The organism is Acinetobacter sp. 228, assembly GCF_048147885.1.
Genome location: NZ_JAYWYV010000508.1, coordinates 1 through 1,112 on the forward strand (window position 1 = coordinate 1; position 1,112 = coordinate 1,112).

The window sequence follows — 1,112 nt, forward strand, 5'->3', positions numbered from 1 at the left end:
TCTCGAGTCTTGTAATTGTTCTACTAATGACCGAAGGCGTTGTAGATAAATCAATTGCAGCTGCACTAATAGAAAGCTTTTCAGCCACAATTAAAAACACTTCAACATCGGCAAGATGGTCAAATTGGCGAGACATTTTGTCCTCAAACGCAAAAAAGATTTGTGAAATGAGTTGTTTTTATACCTCTGGGGTAAAAATAGAATATATCCATCCCAGTTATAAATCCAGCAAATGCTTGGAATGAAGGTCGAATAATGAAGAAGTTAAATCAAATAATGTTTGCAATGATTGCAGCTTCGGCAGCATTAAGTGCAAATGCCGCTCATGTATTGGTTGTATTGTCTGATGAAGGACAGTTAGAGCTAAAGAATAAGCAGGTTTTTAAAACGGGCTTTTATCTTAATGAGTTGATGCAGCCTACAAAAATGCTTTTAGATGCAGGGCATACCGTAACATTTGCCACTCCAAAGGGGAAAGCTCCAACGTTAGATGAGTCATCAAATAATGCAATGTATTTTAATCAAGATGAAAAAGCATTAAAGCAGTATGCTGGTTTATTACATAATCTAAAGTTAACTTCTGCTCAAGATTCTCCTGTTGTAAGTCTGGCGCGTATTGAGCAAATTGGTATAGATCAATTTGATGCTATTTATATTCCGGGCGGACACGCGCCTATGCAAGACCTATTAAAAGATAAACAGCTTGGTAAAGTTCTCACGGCTTTTCATAATGCAGGAAAGCCTACAGCTTTGGTTTGTCATGGTCCTATAGCCCTGATGTCAACTTTACCTCATGCTGCGGAAGCCGTTAAGCAACTTGAACAAGGTAAAAAAGTTAAAACTGGAGAATGGATTTATAAAAATTATCAGATGACAGTAATTAGCAATCAAGAAGAAGAGCAAGCGAAGGGCTTATTAAAAGGCGGTGAGATGAAGTTCTATCCACAAACTGCATTAGAGTCACTTGGAGCAAAATATCAAAGCAATACGAAAGCTTGGTCGCCAAATGTAGTGGTGGATCGTGAACTTATTACTGGACAAAACCCAGCTTCGGCTGTTCTTGTCGGTAAATCTTTATTAGAAAAATTAAAATAACTATAGAGGTTAAAGAG

The 1,112-nt window shown here is 37.5% G+C and carries 2 protein-coding genes; one reads left to right on the forward strand and one right to left on the reverse strand.

The window, feature by feature from the left end:
• The coding region (locus VXQ92_RS20285) for a helix-turn-helix domain-containing protein (RefSeq protein ID WP_416682996.1) at window positions 1-136 on the reverse strand (136 nt) is incomplete at its 3' end.
• Window positions 137-255: 119 nt separating this feature from the next.
• Here VXQ92_RS20285 and VXQ92_RS20290 point away from each other — a divergent pair.
• Window positions 256-1,095, forward strand: a complete 840-nt coding sequence (locus VXQ92_RS20290; RefSeq protein WP_031985607.1) for a type 1 glutamine amidotransferase domain-containing protein — start codon at window positions 256-258, stop codon at window positions 1,093-1,095.
• Window positions 1,096-1,112: the final 17 nt, after the last annotated feature.